This window comes from Burkholderia sp. Z1 (genome assembly GCF_014893795.1).
Lineage (GTDB): Bacteria > Pseudomonadota > Gammaproteobacteria > Burkholderiales > Burkholderiaceae > Burkholderia > Burkholderia theae.
In genome coordinates, this window is sequence record NZ_JACFYL010000002.1 from 498,167 (window position 1) to 516,564 (window position 18,398).

General features: G+C 64.7%; 9 protein-coding genes. 1 reads left to right on the forward strand and 8 read right to left on the reverse strand.

Features of this window, described 5'->3' with window-relative positions:
• Window positions 1-14 precede the first annotated feature (14 nt).
• From H3H55_RS19345 to H3H55_RS19380, 8 genes are all read right to left on the reverse strand, one after another.
• Window positions 15-1,160, reverse strand: coding sequence for a DUF2827 domain-containing protein (locus H3H55_RS19345; RefSeq protein ID WP_193099811.1), 1,146 nt, complete (start codon window positions 1,158-1,160; stop codon window positions 15-17).
• A gap of 394 nt (window positions 1,161-1,554) precedes the next feature.
• Window positions 1,555-2,217, reverse strand: a complete 663-nt coding sequence (locus H3H55_RS19350) for an OmpA family protein (protein ID WP_193099812.1) — start codon at window positions 2,215-2,217, stop codon at window positions 1,555-1,557.
• Between the two features lie 124 nt (window positions 2,218-2,341).
• Window positions 2,342-11,452, reverse strand: coding sequence for a YadA-like family protein (locus H3H55_RS19355; RefSeq protein WP_193102061.1), 9,111 nt, complete (start codon window positions 11,450-11,452; stop codon window positions 2,342-2,344).
• Window positions 11,453-12,484: 1,032 nt separating this feature from the next.
• Window positions 12,485-13,387 (reverse strand): ferritin-like domain-containing protein, encoded by a 903-nt coding sequence (locus H3H55_RS19360; RefSeq protein ID WP_193099813.1) that lies wholly within the window; start codon window positions 13,385-13,387, stop codon window positions 12,485-12,487.
• Between the two features lie 95 nt (window positions 13,388-13,482).
• Window positions 13,483-13,701, reverse strand: a complete 219-nt coding sequence (locus H3H55_RS19365) for a hypothetical protein (protein WP_048251238.1) — start codon at window positions 13,699-13,701, stop codon at window positions 13,483-13,485.
• Between the two features lie 236 nt (window positions 13,702-13,937).
• Window positions 13,938-14,591 carry an NADPH-dependent FMN reductase gene (locus tag H3H55_RS19370; protein WP_129515737.1) on the reverse strand — a complete coding sequence of 218 codons (654 nt, stop codon included), beginning with the start codon at window positions 14,589-14,591 and terminating at the stop codon, window positions 13,938-13,940.
• 319 nt (window positions 14,592-14,910) lie between these two features.
• Complete coding sequence (locus tag H3H55_RS37675; protein WP_193099814.1) at window positions 14,911-16,407, reverse strand: methyl-accepting chemotaxis protein; 1,497 nt, start codon at window positions 16,405-16,407, stop codon at window positions 14,911-14,913.
• Window positions 16,408-16,841: 434 nt separating this feature from the next.
• Window positions 16,842-17,147, reverse strand: coding sequence for an NIPSNAP family protein (locus H3H55_RS19380; protein WP_193099815.1), 306 nt, complete (start codon window positions 17,145-17,147; stop codon window positions 16,842-16,844).
• A 282-nt stretch (window positions 17,148-17,429) separates the two neighbouring features.
• Here H3H55_RS19380 and H3H55_RS19385 point away from each other — a divergent pair, with 282 nt between their 5' ends.
• The gene (locus H3H55_RS19385) at window positions 17,430-18,218 is read left to right on the forward strand and encodes a GNAT family N-acetyltransferase (RefSeq protein WP_193099816.1); all 789 of its coding nucleotides are present in this window, start codon (window positions 17,430-17,432) and stop codon (window positions 18,216-18,218) included.
• Window positions 18,219-18,398 lie beyond the last annotated feature (180 nt).

Sequence of the window (18,398 nt, forward strand, 5' to 3'; positions counted from 1 at the left end):
GCGTATTCTCCGGTTCAGGCGACCAGACGCGAGACGAACGCGTCGAGGTTCGCGGGGTTGTCGATCGAGACCGACTGCAGCAGCCGGCCGGCCTTCGCACGATAGTCGTCGAGGCGTTCGTCGTGATGCAGCCACGCATCGAGCAGCGCGCGGCCGCCCGCGGCGGCGTCGAAGTCCGGGTAGTAATAACCGGCGTCGCCGAGCAGCGTCGAGTTGTGGATCAGCGGATAGCCGCCGTGCAGCACGTCGTAATACAGATAGTTCTGTCCGTTTTCCCAGTGGTGCGACACGACCGCATCCGCGTGGCGCGCCATGAAGCCCGGCAGGTCGATGCGCGGTTCGAAGGTCGCCTTGTGCTGGCGCACGAGATCGAGGCTGTTCGCGAAGTGCACGAAGGTCGGATGCTCCTTCATGTGCATCGCGTTGACGACGAACATGTGCTGAACCGCGTCCGGCCGCGCGCGGTAGAGCTCGTCGCACGCGAGCATCGGGTAGTGACAGGACTTGACGACCGAGATGTTCGGTTCGAGCGTCGCCAGGTGCCACGGGCGGCGACCGGGCCGATAACCGAACGTCGCGCCTTCGCCGGCGAGTGCGGCGATGCGGCGATCGAGGAAGTACGGCGACCAGATGTGCGGCATCAGGTGCACCGGCGCGCGCAGGATCGTCTGCAGCATCGGTGCCGCGGTCTTGTCGTATTGCGGCAGCAGCCACACTTCGTCGAACGGCGCGCCGTTGAAGATGTGCCCGGACGGCTTTTCGAAGATCGGGGTTTCGCACAGGCCGGCGTACACGTGCCCGCAGAAGAACGCGGCGATTTTCTTGCCGAGCGCCTTCATGTGCCTGAGCCATTCGACCGGCAGCTGCGCGCCCATTTCGATCACGACGTCGAGTTCGTGCGTGACGTCGGCGGGTTTCACGAGCGGGATGTCGAGGCCGTCGAGTTCGAGGCCGGCCGGCAGCGCGTTGGCGTCGCCGCCGTTCAGGAAATAGACCGGGCCGACGCGATCCGAGCGCTTGAGCATCATCGCGAGGAACGCGATGTTCTGGTGAATGCCGTTTTCCCAGATCGCCTGGCCGTCCCGCGCAAACAGCGAGATGCCGACGGCCGGCCGTTGCTTGCGGGTGCCGCCCGAAGCGGCTTCATTGATGTCCGTCACCGGTTGGTTTCCTCTGCGGCGTCGTGCGTCCGGGCGTGGCGTCGAACGCGTGGACCGGAAGCGGCGCGCCGTGGATTGTCATGGTTGCATTCGCGCCGGCGCGCCGCGGCCGGCGAATCGTGCGACGTGGATCGCGGGGGCGGCAGCCGGATTCCGGCGTGTCGTCGGGCGCGCCTGGCACGGCGCGCGATGCGGGCAGGCTGCCCCGGCGACTGTCTGTCGGCGATTGTGGCACGGAAATCGCCGGTTTGTGGCGGGATGTGACGAACTTTGACATAGTCGCCGGCCAACCGGAGCGGGGCGCCGGCGAGGCGGCGCGCGGGGTGCCCGGCGGGTGTCCGGCGCGGCGCTGGCGGCCTGCCGGAGCGGGCCGCCGTGCGCGGCGGCCGCCTGCTCAGTGCTGCAGCGTGATTTCGACGCGGCGGTTGCTGGCGCGGCCTTCGGCCGTCGCGTTGGAGGCGACCGGATCGGCCTTGCCGCGGCCCGTGACCGTCAGCGTGTCGGCCTTCAGCCCGTGCGCCTTCAGATAGGCGGCGACGGCTTCGGCGCGGCGCTGCGACAGTGCGAGGTTGTAGTCGTCGCTGCCCACCGAATCCGTGAAGCCGGTGATCGTCACTTTCGAGTACGTGTGGTCCGCGTGCTCGCTCAGCAGCCGGTCGAGCGATTCGCGCGCGGTCGGCGCGAGCGTCGCGTGGTCGGTGGCGAACAGCGCGTCGCCCGACAGGTTCACGTGTTCGACGGTGGTGGACGCCGGTTCGGCGGCCGAGGCCGGTTCCGCCGGCGCGGCGCCGCACTGGAATACCAGCGATGCCGGGTCGGAGCCGTCGCGCAGCGCGCGGGCCGAGTCGACGGTGCGCACCGGCTGGTCGCCGCAGATCTTGCGGGCGGCTTTCATGCAGGTCTGCGGGCCGGACAGCAGGCCGTGGCAGTCCACCTGGAACGTGCGCACGCCGTCGCGCGGCTGCAGTTCGGAGGCGCTGAAGGTCGGGCCGGATGCGGTCGAGCACGCGGCGAGGACCGTGGCGGACAGCGCGAGTGCAAGAGCGAGTTTGTTCACGATTACGTCCTTAAAGCTTGGGTTGACCGAGGTCCGCCGCGGGTGGCGCGGCGGGCTCGTCCTGCCGTCGGGGCCGCCGCGGGCCGTCCGGCTGGCGAGCCGGGCGGCCTGGCGGCGCGACGCGTTACTTCCACTGGTACAGCATGCCGGCGCCGATCACCTTCTGACCGCCGCTGAAACCGCCGTTGATCGACGCCTTCAGGTTCTCCGTGATGCGGGCCTGCATGTTGACCGCCATCGCCTTCTGGCCGAGGAAGGTCGACGTACCGACCCCCATGCCGAAGTTGGCGTCGCGATCGAGCTGCGGGATCGAGGCCATCGCGCCGACGGCCGCGATACCCTGCTTCGCCATCTGGTCGGTCTGTTGCAGTTGCGAATTCAACGAGTTGATCTGCCCCTGCTGGCCCGACAGTGCCGTCGACAGCGTCGTCTGCACCTGCGTCAGCTGGTTCACGTTGACCGCGTCGGTGCCTTGCGTACCCGGCGCGACGTTCACGATCTGGCGCTGCTGCGTGTCGTTGCCGACCGACACCACGTTCTGGCGGCCGCCGTCGTTCGAGTTCGCGCCGATCGCCACCGAGTTCGAGCCGGCGGTGACGGTCGGGACGTCGGTGCCCTTGCCGTTCATGTCGGCCGCGACGCCGTTGTTGTTCGCCGTGCGCGTCGTGTTGTTGTTGATCGACGTCGACAACTGGTTCAGCGTGTTGTTGATGTTCGACACGCCGCTCGACAGCGAGGCCACGTTGCTGTTCGTCGTGCTCAGGCCGGTGGACAGCGAACCGATGCCCGTCGAAGTCGACGTCGACAGCGAGTTCACGTTGCTGTTCGTCGTGCTCAGGCCCGTCGACAGCGAGTTGACCGCGGTCGACGTCGACGTGGACAGCGAGGCCACGTTGCTGTTCGTCGTGCTCAGGCCGGTGGACAGCGAGCCGATGCCGGTCGACAGCGACGCGACGTTCGATGCGGTGGACGTCGACAGCGCGTTGACCGCGTTGTTCGTCGCATTGAGCTGGCTGCCGTTGATCGCGTCCGTGCTGGTGGCCGAGATCCGGCCGGCGGCGACGTTCGTGATCTGGCGTTCCTGGCCCGGTGCGCCGACGCTCACCACGCCGACCGGCGAGTTGCCCGCGAAGAAGTACGTGACGCCGCCGATCGTGGCGCTCGACGTCGGGTTCGCGGCGCTCGTGACCGAGTTCGCGCCGAGTGCGATCGAGTTGGCGACGTTGGCTTGCGCGTTCGTACCGAAGGCGAGCGCGTCGGCGGCCGTGGCCTTGGCAGCCGAGCCGTAGGCCTGTGCGCCGGTGGCGCTGGCCGTGGACTGGTTGCCCAGCGCGATCGTGTTGTCCGCGGTGGCCTGGTTCGAGCTGCCGAGGGCGAGCGCGCTGGCGCCGTTTGCCGTGTTCGCGTTGCCGAGCGCCACTGCGCCGTTGCCGGTCGCCGTGTCGTTCGCGCCCATCGCCACCGCGCCGGTGCCCGTCGCGATGCTCGGGTCGCCGATCGCGACCGCGCCGTCGCCGGTCGCGGTGTTGCCGGAGCCGATCGACACGGCCTTGCCGCCCGTCGCCGATGCGTTCTGGCCGATGGCGACCGCGCCTGCCGACTGTGCGTTCGAGCCGTCGCCGACTGCCACGCTGCTTGCGCCCGCCGCGCTGGCGTTCACGCCGGCCGCGAGGGCGTTGGTGCCCGTTGCGCCAGTGTTGTCGTAGTTGGCTTGCTGCGTGCCGTTGTCGTTGACGCTGTAGTAGTGCGTCTTCGCGGCGTTGATCGCGGTCGAGGTCGACGTGGACAGCGATGTCACCGAGCTGTTCGTCGTGCTCAGGCCGGTGGACAGCGAGCCGATGCCGGTCGACGTCGACGTGGACAGCGACAGGATCGTGCTGTCCGTGCTGCTCAGGCCGGTGGACAACGAGCTGATGCCGGTCGAGGTCGAGGTGGACAGCGACGTGATCGAGCTGTTGGCCGACGAGAGGCCGGTTGAGGTCGAGGTCGACAGCGAGCTGATGGAGCTGTTCGCCGAGGACAGGCCGGTCGACGTGGAAGTCGACAGCGACGTCACCGAGCTGTTCGTGCTGCTCAGGCCGGTGGACAGCGAGCTGATGCCGGTCGAGGTCGAAGTGGACAGCGACGTGATCGAGCTGTTGGCCGACGAGAGGCCGGTCGACGTGGAGGTCGACAGCGAGGTGATCGAGCTATTCGCCGACGAGAGACCCGTCGAGGTCGACGTGGACAGCGATGTGATCGAGCTGTTCGCGGACGACAGGCCGGTCGAGGTCGAGGTGGACAGCGATGTGATCGAGCTGTTAGCCGACGAGAGACCCGTCGAGGTCGAGGTCGACAGCGAGGTGATCGAGCTATTTGCCGACGACAGACCCGTCGAGGTCGAGGTCGACAGCGACGTGATGGAGCTGTTAGCGGACGAGAGGCCAGTCGACGTCGAAGTCGACAGCGATGCCACCGAGCTGTCGGTCGAGCTGAGGCCAGTGGACAGCGAGCTGATACCGGTCGAGGTCGACGTGGACAGCGAGGTGATGGAGCTGTTCGCGGACGACAGACCCGTCGACGTGGAGGTCGAGAGCGATGCCACCGAACTGTCGGTCGAGCTGAGGCCAGTGGACAGCGAGCTGATACCGGTCGAGGTCGAGGTGGACAGCGAGGTGATCGAGCTGTTCGCGGACGACAGACCCGTCGACGTGGACGTCGACAGCGAGGTCACCGAACTGTCGGTCGAGCTGAGGCCCGTGGACAGTGAGCTGATACCGGTCGAGGTCGACGTGGACAGCGAGGTGATCGAGCTATTCGCAGACGACAGACCCGTCGAGGTCGAAGTCGACAGCGAGGTGATGGAGCTGTTCGCGGACGACAGACCCGTCGACGTCGAGGTCGACAGCGATGCCACCGAGCTGTCGGTCGAGCTGAGGCCGGTGGACAGCGAGCTGATGCCGGTCGAGGTCGAAGTCGACAGCGAGGTGATGGAGCTATTCGCGGACGACAGGCCGGTCGAGGTCGAGGTCGAGAGCGACGTGATCGAGCTGTTGGCCGACGAGAGACCCGTCGAGGTCGAGGTGGACAACGACGTCACCGAGCTGTCGGTCGAGCTGAGGCCGGTGGACAGCGAGCTGATACCGGTCGAGGTCGACGTGGACAGCGACGTGATCGAGCTATTCGCAGACGACAGACCCGTCGAGGTCGAAGTCGACAGCGAGGTGATGGAGCTGTTCGCCGACGAGAGACCCGTCGAGGTCGAGGTCGACAGCGACGTGATGGAGCTGTTAGCGGATGACAGACCCGTCGACGTCGAAGTCGAGAGCGATGCCACCGAACTGTCGGTCGAGCTGAGGCCCGTGGACAACGAGTTGATACCGGTCGAGGTCGACGTGGACAGCGACGTGATCGAGCTATTCGCGGACGACAGACCCGTCGAGGTCGACGTGGACAGCGAGGTGATGGAGCTGTTCGCGGACGACAGGCCCGTCGAAGTCGAGGTCGACAGCGAAGTGATCGAGCTGTTGGCCGACGACAGGCCGGTCGAGGTCGAGGTGGACAGCGACGCCACCGAGCTGTCGGTCGAGCTGAGGCCCGTGGACAACGAGCTGATACCGGTCGAGGTCGAAGTCGACAGCGAGGTGATCGAGCTATTGGCCGACGACAGACCCGTCGACGTGGAGGTCGACAGCGACGTGATGGAGCTGTTGGCCGAGGACAAACCGGTCGACGTCGAAGTCGACAGCGAGGTCACCGAGCTGTCGGTCGAGCTGAGGCCGGTGGACAGCGAGCTGATGCCGGTCGAGGTCGAAGTCGACAGTGACGTGATCGAACTGTTGGCCGACGAGAGGCCGGTCGACGTGGAAGTCGACAGCGAAGTCACCGAGCTGTCGGTCGAGCTGAGGCCGGTAGACAGCGAGCTGATGCCGGTCGAGGTCGAGGTCGACAGCGACGTGATCGAGCTGTTCGCCGACGACAAGCCCGTCGACGTCGACGTCGAGAGCGATGCTACCGAGCTGTCGGTTGAGCTGAGGCCGGTAGACAGCGAGCTGATCCCGGTCGAGGTCGAGGTGGACAGCGACGTGATCGAGCTGTTCGCCGACGACAAGCCCGTCGACGTCGACGTCGAGAGCGATGCTACCGAACTGTCGGTCGAGCTGATGCCCGTGGACAGCGAGTTGATGCCAGTCGAGGTCGACGTGGACAGCGACGTGATGGAGCTGTTAGCCGACGACAGGCCCGTCGAGGTCGACGTGGACAGCGAGGTGATCGAGCTGTTGGCCGACGACAGGCCGGTCGACGTGGAGGTCGACAGCGACGTGATCGAGCTATTTGCCGACGACAGACCCGTCGAGGTCGAGGTCGAGAGCGAGGTGATCGAGCTGTTAGCCGACGACAGGCCGGTCGACGTGGAAGTCGACAGCGAAGTCACCGAGCTGTCGGTCGAGCTGAGGCCCGTGGACAGCGAGCTGATACCGGTCGAGGTCGAGGTGGACAGGGACGTAATCGAGCTGTTAGCCGACGACAGACCGGTCGACGTGGAGGTCGACAGGGAGGTGATCGAGCTGGTTGCCGACGACAAGCCCGTCGACGTCGACGTCGACAGCGATGCCACCGAGCTGTCGGTCGAGCTGAGGCCGGTGGACAGTGAGCTGATACCGGTCGAGGTCGAAGTGGACAGCGAAGTGATCGAGCTATTTGCAGACGACAGGCCGGTCGAGGTCGAGGTCGACAGCGAGGTGATCGAGCTGTTAGCCGACGACAGGCCGGTCGACGTGGAAGTCGACAGCGAAGTCACCGAGCTGTCGGTCGAGCTGAGGCCCGTGGACAGCGAGCTGATGCCGGTCGAGGTCGACGTGGACAGCGACGTGATGGAGCTGTTCGCCGAAGACAGGCCTGTCGAAGTCGAGGTCGACAGCGAAGTGATCGAGCTGTTGGCCGAAGACAGGCCCGTCGACGTGGACGTCGACAGCGAGGTCACCGAACTGTCGGTCGAGCTGAGGCCCGTGGACAGTGAGCTGATGCCAGTCGAGGTCGAGGTGGACAGCGACGTGATGGAGCTATTAGCCGACGACAGGCCGGTCGACGTGGAGGTCGACAGCGAGGTGATCGAGCTGTTAGCCGACGACAGGCCCGTCGAGGTCGACGTGGACAGCGAGGTGATCGAGCTGTTGGCCGACGACAGACCCGTCGAGGTCGAGGTCGACAGCGAGGTGATCGAGCTGTTGGCCGAAGACAGGCCCGTCGACGTGGACGTCGACAGCGAGGTCACCGAACTGTCGGTCGAGCTGAGGCCCGTGGACAGTGAGCTGATGCCAGTCGAGGTCGAGGTGGACAGCGACGTGATGGAGCTATTAGCCGACGACAGGCCGGTCGACGTGGAGGTCGACAGCGAGGTGATCGAGCTGTTAGCCGACGACAGGCCCGTCGAGGTCGACGTGGACAGCGACGTGATCGAACTGTTAGCCGACGACAGGCCCGTCGAGGTCGAGGTCGACAGCGAGGTGATCGAGCTGTTGGCCGACGACAGACCGGTCGAGGTCGACGTGGACAGCGAGGTGATCGAGCTGTTAGCCGACGACAGGCCCGTCGAGGTCGAGGTGGACAGCGACGTGATCGAACTGTTGGCCGACGAGAGACCCGTCGAGGTCGAGGTCGACAGCGAGGTGATCGAGCTGTTAGCCGACGACAGGCCGGTCGACGTGGAAGTCGACAACGACGAAATGGCGCTGGTCGCGGTACCAACCTGTTGGGCAACCGAATAAAGCTGGCTGCCGTTGATCGCGTCGGTACTGGTCTGCGTCACTTGGCCGGCGGCGACGTTGGTGATTTGTCGCTCGTTGCCCGCGCTGCCGACACTAACGGTACCGACCGGCGCGGTGCCTGCGAATCCACCGAACGTGACACCGCTGACGGTCGCGCTGCTCGTGGGATTGGCCGCGGCGGTCTGCGAGTTGGCGCCGAGCGCGACCGAATTGTTCGTGCCGGCGACGGCGCCGCTGCCGATGGCGACTGCGTCGGTGCCGGTTGCGGTGCTGTCGGGGCCGGTCGAGTTCGCGTGGAAGTACTTGATGCCCTGGCTGTTGATGTTGTTGATCGCCGAGCCGACGCTGTTGGCGGTCGACGTCGTGCCGTTCGCGTTGTAGGTCGTGTATGCCGGCGCGGAGACCGTCCCGGTCGTCGGGTCGTACGTGGAGCCGCCACCGAGTGCCGATGCCGTGCTGTTGCCGAGGTTGTCCGTCTTGACCGTGACCGTGCTCAGGCCGGTCGACAGCGAACCGATCGAGCTCGTGGCCGTCGAGAGACCCGTCGACGTCGAGGTCGACAGCGACAGGACCGAGCTGTTTGTCGAGCTGATGCCGGTGGACAGCGAGTTGATGCCGGTCGAGGTCGACGTGGACAGCGAAGTGATCGAGCTGTTGGCCGACGACAGACCCGTCGACGTGGAAGTCGACAGCGACGTGATCGAGCTATTGGCCGACGACAGACCCGTCGAGGTCGACGTGGACAGCGAGGTGATCGAGCTGTTAGCCGACGACAGACCCGTCGACGAGGAGGTCGACAGCGACGTGATTGAGCTGTTGGCCGACGACAGGCCCGTCGACGTGGAAGTCGACAGCGAGGTGATCGAGCTATTGGCCGACGACAGGCCGGTCGAGGTCGAGGTCGACAGCGACGTGATGGAGCTATTGGCCGACGAGAGACCCGTCGAAGTCGAAGTGGACAGCGAGGTGATCGAGCTGTTGGCCGACGACAGACCCGTCGACGTGGAGGTCGACAGCGAAGTGATCGAGCTGTTCGCCGACGACAAGCCGGTCGAGGTCGAGGTCGACAGCGAGGTGATCGAGCTATTCGCCGACGACAAGCCGGTCGAGGTCGAGGTCGACAGCGAGGTGATCGAGCTGTTCGCCGACGACAGGCCGGTCGACGTGGAAGTCGACAGCGACGTGATTGAGCTGTTCGCCGACGACAGGCCCGTCGACGTGGAAGTCGACAGCGAGGTGATCGAGCTGTTAGCCGATGACAGGCCAGTCGAGGTCGACGTGGACAGCGAGGTGATCGAGCTGTTAGCCGACGACAGGCCCGTCGACGTGGAAGTCGACAGCGAAGTCACCGAGCTGTTGGTCGAGCTCAGGCCGGTGGACAGCGAGCTGATCCCGGTCGACGTCGAAGTCGACAACGAAGTGATCGAGCTGTTCGCCGACGAGAGGCCGGTCGAGGTCGAGGTGGACAGCGAGGTGATCGAGCTATTCGCCGACGACAGGCCGGTCGAGGTCGAGGTCGACAGCGAAGTGATCGAGCTGTTGGCCGACGACAGACCCGTCGAGGTCGAGGTCGACAGCGACGTGATCGAGCTAGTGGCCGACGACAAGCCGGTCGACGAGGAAGTCGACAGCGAGGTGATCGAGCTATTCGCCGACGACAGGCCGGTCGACGTGGAGGTCGACAACGACGTGATCGAGCTGTTCGCCGACGAAAGGCCAGTCGAGGTCGAGGTCGAGAGCGAGGTGATCGAGCTGTTGGCTGACGAGAGGCCGGTCGACGTGGAAGTCGACAGCGAAGTCACTGAGCTGTCGGTCGAGCTGAGGCCGGTGGACAGCGAGCTGATGCCGGTCGAGGTCGAGGTGGACAGCGAGGTGATCGAGCTGTTAGCCGACGACAGACCCGTCGACGTCGACGTGGACAGCGACTTGACCGAGCTATTGGCCGAGCTGAGGCCGGTGGACAGCGAGTTGATGCCGGTCGAAGTCGAGGTCGACAGCGAGGTGATCGAGCTATTAGCCGACGACAGGCCGGTCGACGTGGAAGTCGACAGCGACGTGACCGAGCTATTGGCCGAACTGAGGCCGGTGGACAGCGAATTGATGCCGGTCGAAGTCGAGGTCGACAGCGACGAGATCGAGCTATTAGCCGACGAGAGCCCCGTCGACGTCGACGTGGACAGCGAACCGATCGAGCTGTTGGCCGACGACAACCCCGTCGACGTCGAAGTCGACAGGCTCGTGATGCTCGACGTCGTCGTGCTTGCCACGGCGTAGAGCTGGCTGCCGTTGATCGCGTCGGTGCTGGTTCCGCTGACGAGGCCCGCCGCGACGTTCTGGATGCGGCGTTCGAAGTTCGGCTGGCCGACGCTGACTACGCCGCCTGCCGCGCCGGAGCCGGCATAGCTACCGAACGTCTGACCGCCGATGGTCGTGCTGCTGACCACCGTGGTGCCGCCGGTCGTCCCCGACAGCGCGCTTGTCGTTTGGGAGTTGTAGCCGAGGGCGACCGAGTTCGCGACATTGGCGCTCGACGCGACGCCGATCGCGACGGCGTTCGTGGCCGACGCATTGGCATTTTGTGCGAACGCGACCGAACCCGAACCCGATGCGGTCGAGTTTGAACCGAAGGCGGTCGCATAGCTGTTCGACGCCGTGGCGGCGGAACCCACGGCTACGGACCCGGAATTGCCGCTGGCCGTCGAGCCGTTGCCGAGTGCAACCGCGTCCGAGCCGCTGGCGATGGTGGTCGCCGCAAAGCTGCCGACGGTACCCATCGCGATTGAACCGGTGCCCGTGGACGTCGCGGAATTGCCGATTGCGACCGAGCCGTTCGTGCCCGTGGCCGTGGAGCCGCGACCGACTGCAACGGAGGTATTGAGCGCGGTGGTGTTGGTGCCGATCGCGACCGAATCGGTGCCGCCGGCCGATGCGGTAGAGCCCAGCGCGGTTGCGCCGCTCGCGGACGCATTCGAGAACCGGCCCAGTGCAATCGAGTTGCTACCCGAGGCTATCGCGCCACCTGTGCCCGAACTGTTGCCGCCGCCGATCGCGATCGCGCTGGAGCCCGATGCCGTGGTGTCGTTGCCGACTGCGGTCGCACCCGTGTTCAGCGCCTTCGCGCCGGAGCCGATACCGATCGAGCTGGCGCCGGTCGCCGTCGTGGCCTGGCCGAAAGCCTGGGAATAGTTGCCCGATGCCGTTGCGTTCGCACCGATCGCGATCGACGTCGACCCGCTGGCCGTCGTCGTGCTGCCGCTGTTACCGCCAATTGCGATCCCTTGAGTGGCGCCGCCTGTCACCGTGCCGCCACCTGCGCTGTATTGCGCATGTGCAACATTACCGACGGTCGCCCCCGCTACGAGGACGGCGGTTGCAACGGCCTTCACGACGGCCGACTTGTTCGGCTTGCCCCGTGCCGAATCGTGTTCCGATGCCGCGACCCAGGCGCCAAGAGCTTCGTTCCAGATCGAGCGGTATGTGCGGTTCATGTCCTGCTACCTCCAAATATGCACGCCACACACCGGTCTCTTTCGTTAGAGGAATATTCCGTGCGCTCGCGCGAATCTCAAAATTGATGGGCGGAGTTTATTGGAGGTGGATTTAAGAGATTGATAAAAAGTGATAAATGAGAGGTTTTGAAAGTTAAAAGATGGTTAATGCATCGTGTTTTGATGTATCAGGGGAGAATGAATTTGAAAGATGTAAGAATGTGACGTGTAGGGTTTGAATTTTTCTGGGCTTGTGCAGTATTTTTCATAAAAATCAATGAGTTATGTGTGTTTTGTGCGGCAGGTCACACATGGAAATGGCTGAAAAGTAAGACAAATGAAATAGCAAACGTTTGCGGGATCGATCGTCCTTTCGAAATTGTAATGTTTTCGGAGGGGCCAATTGATAATATGCTGAATATCTTGTTAATTTGTTAATGCGGTATTTTTAGATGGTTTTGTTTTTATTTTGTTCGATTATCTATAAATCAATTTAATTTGAATCGACGGATATCGGGCTGTGCTGATTTGCGCATCGGGTTCGCCGTGACCGCCCGTGTGACGGGCGTTCCGGGCCGGCCGGTCCGTCGAATTTGTAAAAAAGTGCTACAGGACGATGCGCCGGGCTGTCACCATTCAAATTTCGAATTTGTCCTATTGACGATATCGATGATGTTGGTATCCGGGCGGGATTCGAGGGCGTGCCGAACCGCCCCGGGAGGGCGCCGCGTGACGGTCGCTCGCCGGGTGGCGACAGGTTGTTAAAGACGCGGGTCGGCGTCGGGGCGACGCGCCCGAATTGTCAGATCATTGGGGGCGGCAATTTGCCCGATGCGCGGCGTGCGCGCACGGCGGCGCCGGTGAAAAAAGGGCAGGGGTAAATGTATCGGGCGCGCCACAGACGGCAGGCGGATCGAGTTCGGCAAGGTCCCGCAGCGCATCGACGGGCACCGGAGCGCGCGACGTCGAGAGCGGAACCGGCAAGCGTGCGGCCCGCACCGGCTCGCGCATCCCGCGGCAGCGCGCCCGCCCTTACTTCTTGAGAAACCGCAGCGCTAAGCGCGCCAGGCGCGGCACGAACATCGGGCGCAGCAGGCGCTTGTCGTAACCGGCCATCCGCCGGTCGTTCTCGACGAGACACAGTTCGATCAGTTCGCGTGGGTTCAGCGCGTCGCCGATGTCGGCGGTGCCGGTCGCCGGGAAGTTCGCGTCACGCGCGGCGCCGTCGGCATCGATGCCGCGCGCGATGCCGATGCGGTCGCGGATCAGGTGCACCCACACGGCCGCGACGCGCGCGAAGAACCACGGCCGGCGCCACCACGGCATCGTGCGCCAGTACCACGCGTACCAGTTCGCGAAGAACAGGATGTGGCGGCCTTCTTCCTGGATCACGGGCTCGAAGGTGTCGACGAGTTCGGGCGGGAAATAGCCGGAGCGCTGCGCGGAACGGAACAGGCCGAACGCGAAGAAGCTGTCGATGCATTCGCTGAAGCCGGTGATCATCCACGACCACTCGGGGTCGGTCGGTGCCGGGTAGGGCGGCTCGGGCGCGAGCCGGATACCGTACGCCTCGACGAGCTTCGACAGCACGACCTTGTGGCGCGCTTCCTCGCCGCCGTCCATTTCGAGTGCGCGGCGCAGCAGCGCATCGTCGATCGACTCCGCGTACGTCGCCACGCGGATCGATGCGCGGCCTTCGGTTTGCACCGCGATGTCCCAGATCGGCAGCGACGTAAGGCGCTTGAGTTCGTCGGGCTTGAGCGCCGGCCAATCGATCACGGCCGGCTTGTACGGGTTGTGTGTGTCGAGCAGCATGCGGCAGAACATCTGCTTGTGCGCATCGGAACCGATCCTGACCGGACCTTGCCTCTCGAAGGTCCAGTTGCGCATTGCGTGATCTGCGGCTGCGTGCTCTTTCTGCAGCGTGTCAGTCATGGCTGTTGTTATGCGATTACGGGCTGAAAGATTCTTGCATAGCTTCCGTAAACGCGTATTTTCGAGCGGCCATGCGCACGCCGGCCAGGCGTGCGTCACACGTGCGTGTCGACCCAGAGGCGGCCCCAGCGGGACGCGTAGGCGAGCGCGTGTTCCTCTTCGAAGAAGAAATCGATGGCGTCGAACGACACGGAGCGCGGCGACGGCCCGCCGCCCGCCCGCTCGATCGTCAGGTTGGCGGCGAACAGCCCGTTCGGCAACCGGGCGGCAGCGGGGGCGACTTCATAGCCCTTGTAGCGGATCGTACGGTTCATGGCGTGTGCGGAGAAAGTTCGGACTTTCAGCGTACGAAAACCCGCCGGCCGCGTGAACCAATCTTTCGGGCAATGCAAATCACGCGGCAGGCTGAATCGTTATCGGGGCGGTATGCAGGGAAAGGACCACGGTAGCGAAGCGTCGGCGCGCACGGCACATCGCCGCGCATCCGAAGACGCGCCGCCCGCGCGCGGCGAATCAGGTCGACCGGGCACGGGCGGCGGAATGCGGGGGATTACTGGTGGCTGGCGATCTTCAGCACGGGTGCGAGCGCGTCGACCGAAGCCGCATGCGTGGCCGCGCGATGCGACGCGAACGCGAGCGCGAACTCGGCTGCTTGCGCGCCGACCGTCTCGAGTTGCGCGGTGACCTTCGGATCCGAGCAGCTGTCGGCGCTTTCGAAACGCGTTTCGAGCGTGTTCACGGTGGCACCGAACGGCGTCGGCCAGCCGCGCAGCGCATGAACGATCGAACGCAGCGACGTCAGCACCGTGCCGGCTGCCTGCCAACCGTAGGCGGTAACGATCAGGCCGACCGCGCGGCCGTCGAGATAGGGGCGATCGTCCGCGCGCAGTTCCTCGAGCGTGTCGAGTGCGTTCTTCACGAGACCGGAGACGCCGCCGTGATAGCCGGGCGTTGCGATGATGATCGCGTCGGCCTGGCGCACGGCGTCGATCAGTTCGCGTTGCGCGTCGGTCAGCGTTTTGTGTTCGGGGGCGTAGTGCGGCAGCGTATGCAGGAACGGGCCGTCGAACAGGCGCGTGCGTGCGCCGGCGGCTTGCGCGCCGCGCAGCGCGAACGACAGCGCGCGTTCGGTGGACGACGCGGCCCGGGTGGTACCGCCGATGCCGACGACGAACGGGCGGCGGTGTTGATCGAATGCAGTCAAGGGGCGCTCCTCGGGGATGGCTTGCCCGGCTAAGCACAGGCTTAAAACCAGATGGTAACGACCCCGTTGCCACTCTGAAAACGACTTTTCGTTCTATCGATATGCCGCGCAGCGGGGGCAATCGTGTGCGTGGCCGCGCAGATCGATAGCAGAAATGCTTGGTTGGGACGGTACGCCGCGCTCGATAAGATGGGCCCGTCTCCTCCATGATGTCTCTACTGACATGGGTTGGCCCCGCCGGGCGGATGCTGGCGGGGCTTTTTTTTATTCATCGCGGGAAAGCCGTGTTGCGCGTGTTGGCGCAGGCAACATGCCGAGCCTAGAGCTTGAAAACGTTGACCGCCGTGTGCAGCTTCCTCGCTTGATCGTCCAGCGACTGCGCCGCTGCGGCAGCCTGTTCCACCAGAGCCGCATTCTGCTGGGTGACTTCGTCCATCTGCGTGACTGCCTGCCCAACCTGATCGATTCCCTTGCTTTGCTCGTCGGAGGCCGCGGCAATTTCTCCCATGATGTCCGTCACCCGTTTGATGCTGGTGACAACCTCCTCCATCGTGTTGCCCGCCTGATCGACCAGCTTTGTGCCTGTTTCGACCTTGCGCACCGAATTTTCGATCAGCGTCTTGATCTCCTTGGCCGCTGCCGCCGAGCGTTGCGCGAGCGTGCGCACCTCGGTGGCGACCACCGCGAAACCCCGGCCGTGTTCGCCTGCGCGGGCGGCTTCCACCGCAGCATTGAGCGCGAGAATATTGGTCTGAAAAGCGATCCCGTCGATCACGCCGATGATGTCGACGATCTTCGCCGAGCTGGCGTTGATTTCTCCCATGGTCGCGACCATCTCGCCCACCGCGTCGCCTCCCCTGACCGCGATGGTCGCGGATGACTGCGCCAGCCCATTGGCCTGCCGGGCATTCTCCGTGTTCTGCCGCACCGTGCCGGTCAACTCCTCCATGCTCGCAGCCGTCTCCTGAAGCGAAGCGGCCTGCTCTTCCGTGCGGCTCGACAGATCGACATTGCCTGCGGCAATCTGCTTCGAAGCCGTGCTCACCGATTCCGCGGAGTCCCGCACCGCGCCCATGACCTCGGTGATCCGGCCCATCAGGTGATTGAAGGCAGCAGCTGTCTGGCTGATTTCGTCTTTACCCTGAACGGACGCACGCCTTGTCAGGTCGAGTGATTCGCTCGCTTGCTGCAACGTCCCCTGGATGCCGCCCAGCGCGCGCTGGATCGAACGGGACAGCAGGAGAATCCATCCGACGACAATCGCCATCGCCACGACCAATACGGTCATGACTGTCCTGACCGCATTCGTGCTGACGCGGTCGGCAAGTTCCGCGGCTTGCTGGCCACGATTTCCGACTTCCGTGATGGTCGCCTCGATCGACGCACTGAGCGGCTGAAAGTCGTTGTGGTAAAGCGAACCGACCTGATCGTTGGCCGCCTTGGGATCATGGGCGGCCAGTTCGATCAGCTGCCGTGATTTCTGGTCGTACGCATTCCATTGGGCGCGCAGCGTCTTGAGCCTTGCTTGTTGATCCTGGGAATCGAACAGCGGGCCAACGATCTCGGCCCATTTGCCAATGTTTCGTTCTGCTTCGGAAAAGATCTTCTTGGTATCGTCCGACGCCGGGTCAAGCTCGACCGTGGATAGCGCGCTTGCCTTGATTTCCGTTATGCCGCGCACCTGCGTCTCCCGGCGATGCGAGGCCGCCTCCGCATCGCTTACGGAACCGAATCCGAACGACGTCACAGCGATACCGCCCCCGATGGCCATCAGCGTGACGAGCATCAAAATCTGAAGTTTTAACTTGATGGTCATAGCAGGTCGTAGCGAGACTCCAAGGATTTTTGGCAGAGAAACCGACTCTGTACATGAATCGGTTAACGGTGCGCGTCATTGGTTACTAGAGTCCGGTCTACTACCGATATTCAGCGTTAACGCATAAGGATTTGTCAGGCTAATGCGCTTTGCGGGTGCCCTCCAATTCCTCGGAGGGAATCGGGAGATGCGGTGTTGATGTGACGTATGGTGACGAATGAAAACGACGTTCGGCGTGCAACGCCGCCATCGTGATGGTGAACGTCCGTGTCCGCCGATGACGCAACGTGTGGCAGCGACGGGTTGAATCCGCAGGGACGCGCAGGTGACCGCAACGGGGCGAACGTCGACGGTCAGCTTCGCGTTCCTCCCGGAAATCCGCGACGTACTTTTATTTTGTTCCGGTGGGGAGCAGGGGCGCGATGCCCGGGCCGTTACTCGAACACCGGCCGGAAGAAGCTGCGCTCGTAGCTGACGATGCAGCGCGTTTCCTCCGCGTAGCGGAACGCGGCCTGGCAGGCCGGATCGTCCTTCGAGCGTTCGCGATAGCGCTCGTACTCGGCGAGGCTCGGGAACGAGAACATCGCGAGCGCGATATTGCTCGCACCTTCGGATGGCAGGAAGTAGCCGTGATGCGTGCCGCCGAATTGCTCGACGAGCGGAATCCACATCTTGCCGTAGGTTTCGAACTGGTCGAGCTTGTACGGATCGACGACGTAGCGAAGGAAGCAGGTGACCATGAGCGCTCTCGGTGCGGGTGGAGGAGCAGCGAGTCTGGATGGCGTCGCCGCATGTGTCAACGGCGAGCGGATCCGGCCTCGATGCACTCGCGGGATTCATTGCTTGCGCGAACAACGATTGGCGCTCTTTCGTGCGTCCACAACGATGTATGCGGAGCGGCCGTATGCACCGTCGCCACCGTTTCTCCCGCACGCATTCCCCCAAACTTTTACGACATTTTTTCTTGCGAGGGCGGTCGGCGCGCTCATAGACTTCGAGCATCCCAACCACGGAGCACTGCGATGTCGATACCCTGGAACGCGATGGCCGAACGTCTCCCCGCTGCGCCGCCTTCCGTGTGCGCCGACCGGGTGGTCGTACGGCGTTTCGATCCGGCAGTCGACAGCTATGCGCAACTCACGCCGATGCTGCATCGCGCGTTCGCGCGGCTCGGCGCGATGGGGCTCAACTGCACGTGCGTCGATCAGGACGAAGAAGTCACGCGCCGCCGCGCGGAAGCGGGCGAGTGTTATGTCGCCGTGTGCGGCGGACGCGTGATCGGCACGGCCACGCTGTATGGCACCGATCCGTCTTCGGCCTGCTCGCTGTACCGCCGGGAAGGCGTCGCGAGCGTGCGCCAGGTGGCCGTGGATCCCGATTGCCAGAGCCGCGGGATCGGCGCGCTGCTGCTGTCGTTCGCCGAGCAGTGGGCCGCGTTGCGCGGCTATACGCTGCTCGCGCTGGATACGCCGCATCCCGCTTCGCATCTGCTGGCGTTCTACGGTGCGCAGGGTTTCGACGTCGTCGACGTGATGCGCTTCGCCGGCAAGCGCTACGACAGCGCGATCCTTTGCAAGCGGCCTGTCGCGCACGTCGTGCGCCGGATGTCGCCGGCGTCGCGGCTGGCTGCGCGCATGGCGGCCGTGCGGCGCCTGGCGTTTGCATTGCCGTCGCGCATTGCCGCGGTGGCGCGGCGCGACCTGCGCGTGCGCCGTGGCGCCGGATTGGCCGCGCGCCGTGCAGCCGGCGCCGCGAGCTGCCGTTCGTCGCCGTGGCGGCCGCGCCAGCATGGGCGCCACACGTTCGGCTGAACGCCGCGCCCGGGCGCGCTTTCCTGCTTTGACCGCGTAACGTCGCGTGAGCGGAGTGTGGCGCTTCCGCTCGTGTACGGCCCATGAGACACCCCCGCCGCGCCGCGGCGAAACCGACGTTTACGCGCTTTTTATGCTCCGACGCGATCCTTTGCCGCGATCTTCACGCGAACCTTCATA